The organism is Kitasatospora sp. NPDC007106, assembly GCF_040634455.1.
GTDB classification, from domain to species: Bacteria; Actinomycetota; Actinomycetes; order Streptomycetales; family Streptomycetaceae; genus Kitasatospora; species Kitasatospora arboriphila.
The window spans coordinates 1-3,789 of sequence record NZ_JBEYFP010000589.1 but is presented as its reverse complement, the minus strand read 5'-3'; the positions used below and the strand labels follow the sequence as shown (position 1 = coordinate 3,789).

General features: G+C 73.1%; 3 protein-coding genes. 1 reads left to right on the top strand and 2 read right to left on the bottom strand.

What is annotated here, in order from left to right; genetic code table 11:
• Together ABZ641_RS28930 and ABZ641_RS28925 are read right to left on the bottom strand one after the other, a co-directional pair.
• On the bottom strand, positions 1-267 hold a 267-nt coding region (locus ABZ641_RS28930; RefSeq protein WP_359986434.1), incomplete at its 3' end, for an RICIN domain-containing protein.
• A gap of 32 nt (positions 268-299) precedes the next feature.
• Positions 300-1,721, bottom strand: coding sequence for a ricin-type beta-trefoil lectin domain protein (locus tag ABZ641_RS28925; RefSeq protein WP_359986431.1), 1,422 nt, complete (start codon positions 1,719-1,721; stop codon positions 300-302).
• Between the two features lie 434 nt (positions 1,722-2,155).
• Here ABZ641_RS28925 and ABZ641_RS28920 point away from each other — a divergent pair.
• Positions 2,156-3,789 (top strand): PAS domain-containing protein (locus ABZ641_RS28920; RefSeq protein WP_359986428.1); only part of this gene is annotated, 1,634 nt, incomplete at its 3' end.

Here is a 3,789-nt window from a genome sequence, read left to right as displayed (position 1 = left end):
CTGCCACTGCTGGGCGCCGGTGCCGTTGCAGGCGTACTGCTGCACGGCGGTGCCGTTGGCGGTCGCGGCGGCCGCGGCGTCCACGCACTTGCCGCTGTGCTGAGCGACGAGGGCGGTGGCGCCGGTGGGCAGGCCGGCGGCCTGCGCGGCCTGGCCCTGGACGAGCATCACCGCGGTGGACGCCGAGGCGATCAGGCCGACGGCGGTGACCAGCGGCAGGGCCCGGCGCCGGGCGTGCGCCCGCCGGTGCACGGGTGGGAGTGGCATGGGGTTCGCTCCTGTTCGGTCGGGTCGCGGCATCAGGCGGGCAGGGTCCACTGCTGGTTGGCGCCGGCGAAGCAGTCCCAGATCTGCAGCCGGGTGCCGTTGGCGGAGCTGGGCCCGGTGGCGTCCAGGCAGCGGCCGGAGGCGGGGTTCACCAGGGTCTTGTCGGCGCGGGCCTGCCACTGCTGGGCGCCGGTGCCGTTGCAGTCGTAGAGCTGCACCTGGGAGCCGTTCGCGGTGCCGGCGGCGGTCACGTCCATGCACTTGCCGAGCGCGCGGACGGTGCCGTCGGTGCCGACCGTCCAGGTCTGCGCGGCCGTGCCGTTGCAGTCGTACAGCTGGACCGCGGTGCCGTTGGCGCTGTTCGCCGCGGCCACGTCCACGCACTTGCCGCCGTAGCCGGTGATCCGGCCGGTGCGGCCGGTGGGCGGCGGGGTGGTGCCGCCGGTCAGTGCGTCGAAGGTCCTGGTGAACTGGTACGCGGACTGCGGGGTGCCGCTGCACGAGTCGGAGAGCGTGCCGTTGGCGGCGCAGGCCTTGTCGCGGCCGATCGCCCAGAAGGCGAGCTGCTGGATGCCGTGCGAGGCGGCGAAGGACTCCAGGGTCGAGGCGTTGCCGGTGGTGAAGACCTCGGCGGTGGTGTCGTTGACCCCGATCATCGGGGTGTTGCCCTCCATCGCCCACAGCTGGTCGGAGGTCTTGCCCGTCCAGATCTGGCCGAGCTGGGTGTGCAGGCCGTTCGCGGCGTTGATCGCGGCCTGCCCCATGTCCATGGCCGGGCCGTAGTCCATGGTCATGATGTTGACCATGTTGACGTCCAGGCCGCGGCTCTTGGCGTTGTTCAGCAGGCTGATCGAGTTGGACTCCAGGCCGGACGGGCTGACCGGCAGCGTGTAGTTGACGGCGAGCCGCTTGCCGGCCGCCGCGTACTGCTGCTGGAGGGCTGCCAGTGCCTGGTTGCGGCGGTCGTTGGCGGCGGTGTCGTTCAGTGCGGAGCCCTCGATGTCGAGGTCGATCCGGGTCAGGTTCAGGGTGTCGACGACCCGCTTGTACTGGGCCTGCAGCGCGGAGACGCTGGTGCAGGCCTGGCCCAGCTCGGTGCCGGCCGCGCCGCCGAACGAGGCGATCACGTCGCCGCCGGCCGAGCGGAGGCCGTTGATCGCGCTCTGCCAGGAGGCGTCGGCTATGTCGGTGTTGCCGTTGAAGGTGGCGGTGCAGCTCCCGTTGCTGATCACGAAGGCGAGCGTGAAGTACTTGAGGCCGGTGGCGTTGCGCACATCGGTCATCACCGAGGGCGAGTTCCAGGTCTCCAGGTAGGGGGCGGCGAAGTGGGCCGGGAAGCCCGGGCCGGGGTTGGCCGCGGCGGCGGCCGGCGAACCGCCGGCGATCAGCAGGGCGGCGGCCGTCGCGGGCAGCGCGACCGCGGTCGCCACGGTACGGGCAAGGGTGCGGATCAAGGCTGTCTCCTCCTGCCCGGGCACGGTGCACCGGGCGTGGTGGGGGGTGAGGATCAGGGACCTTTGCGTTCACGAAGTGAACATGGTGCAGCCGTCGGCGACCCGTGCGGCAGGATCGACCGGCCGCCGGGCCGCAGGCTGCGGTGGTGCACACGGATCTCCTTGCGATCCGTCAAAGTCCTTCCACAGCATCCGCCTGGCGACATGTCACCAGTTCGTCCCGGGTGCGGCGGACGGCACAGGGGTCCCGACGAATTGGTCTGGACCCTTTTTCAGAACGTGAAGTTAGGCCCGTTGAACCAGCCGCGTCAACCCCCGTGCGTACAGGACCCGAAGGCAGAACCTCCGGTCACCCTCCGTGTCCCGGGGCGCCGACACCCGGGGACCGGTGGAGTATGAGGGAGGGAGGAGACCACCGGACGGGGTGAGACGAGATGGAAGACCGCCGCTTCCCTTTCCTCGACGGCGTCGCCGGAGCGCTCGTCGACGGCAGCGGCACGATCGTCGGCTGCACCAGCGCCGCCGAGGATCTCCTCGCCCTGCCCGCCCGCGCCCTGGTCGGCCGCGCCCTGCGCGACCTGCTCGCCGACCCGGACGCCTGGCGCGGCCCCGAGGAGTCCGGCCCCGGCGGCTGGGACGGCCGGGTCACCGTCCGCACCGGCGACGGCCGCCCGCTCAACCTGTACGTCCGCGTCCTCACCCTGCACGGCGACAACCCCAACGACCCCACCGCCACCCGGCAGGTCGTCCTCGGCGCCAAGTCCTCCACCGTCGCCCGATGGCGCCAGGACCAGGCCTTCACCCGCGAACTCTTCCTCCAGGACCGCTTCGGCCTCGCCGTCTTCGACACCGACCTGCAGATCGTCCGCACCAACACCCACCTGCTGCCCTACTCCGGCGTGCCGCCGACCCTCAGCGGCCTCAAGCTCTCCGACTTCCTGCAGCCCGCGGACGCCCTCGTCCTGGAGGCGCACCTGCGCGAGGTCCTGGAGACCGGCCGCCCGCTGGTCCAGGCCGAGGGGCTCGCCCGCACCGTCGTCGACCCGCGCAGCGGCCGGATGATGGCCATCTCCGCCTTCCGGCTGCAGGACTCCGACGGCGGCGTCATCGGCCTCACCGTGCTCTTCACCGACATCACCGAACAGCACCGCTCCCGGCAGCGCCTCGCCCTGCTGCACCGGGTGACCGCCGCAGCCGGCGGCTCGCTCTCCGTGACCGGCACCGCCGAGGGCCTCGCCAGGGCGATCGTCCCCGACTTCGCCGACGTCGCCGTGGTCGACATCGCCGCCGCCGTCTTCACCGGCGACGAACCCGTCCCCGACCCCACCGGACGCCTGGTGCTGCGCCGCACCGCCGTCGCCGGGCCGTCCGAGTCCGCGCCCGCCACCGGCGACACCGTGCACGTGAAGGCCGACGGCACCGCGGACCGCACGACCGCCGCCGAACCCGCCCACGACTGGGAGATCACCGCCCCGCTGGCCGCCCGCGGCATCCTGCTCGGCCAGGTCGCCGTCCGCCGCGACCGCTGGAAGGACCGCTACGAGGACGGCGACCGGCTGCTGCTCGCCGAGATCGCCGCCCGCGCCGCCCTGGCCGTCGACAACGCCCGCCGCTACACCCGCGAGCACCGCGCCGCGGTCGGGCTCCAGCGCAGCCTGCTGCCGCCCGCCGTCCGCACCGTCGCCGCCGTCTCCACCGCCAGCGTCTACCTGCCCACCGACAGCGCCGGCGGCGTCGGCGGCGACTGGTTCGACGTCATCCCGCTCTCCTCCGCCCGGGTCGCGCTGGTCGTCGGCGACGTCGCCGGGCACGGACTGCAGGCCACCGCCACCATGGGCCGGCTGCGCACCGCCGTCCGCACCCTCGCCGACCTCGACCTCGAACCCGACGAACTGCTCGTCCACCTCGACGACCTGGTCTCCCAGCTGCTCTTCGAGGGCGACTTCACCGGCGAGGCCGAGGAGGGCGACACCGCCGAACCGGTGGACACCGCCCCCGCCGGGCGACGGCACCGCCCCGACCCCGGCTCCGTCGGCGCAACCTGCCTGTACGCCGTCTACTACCCGGT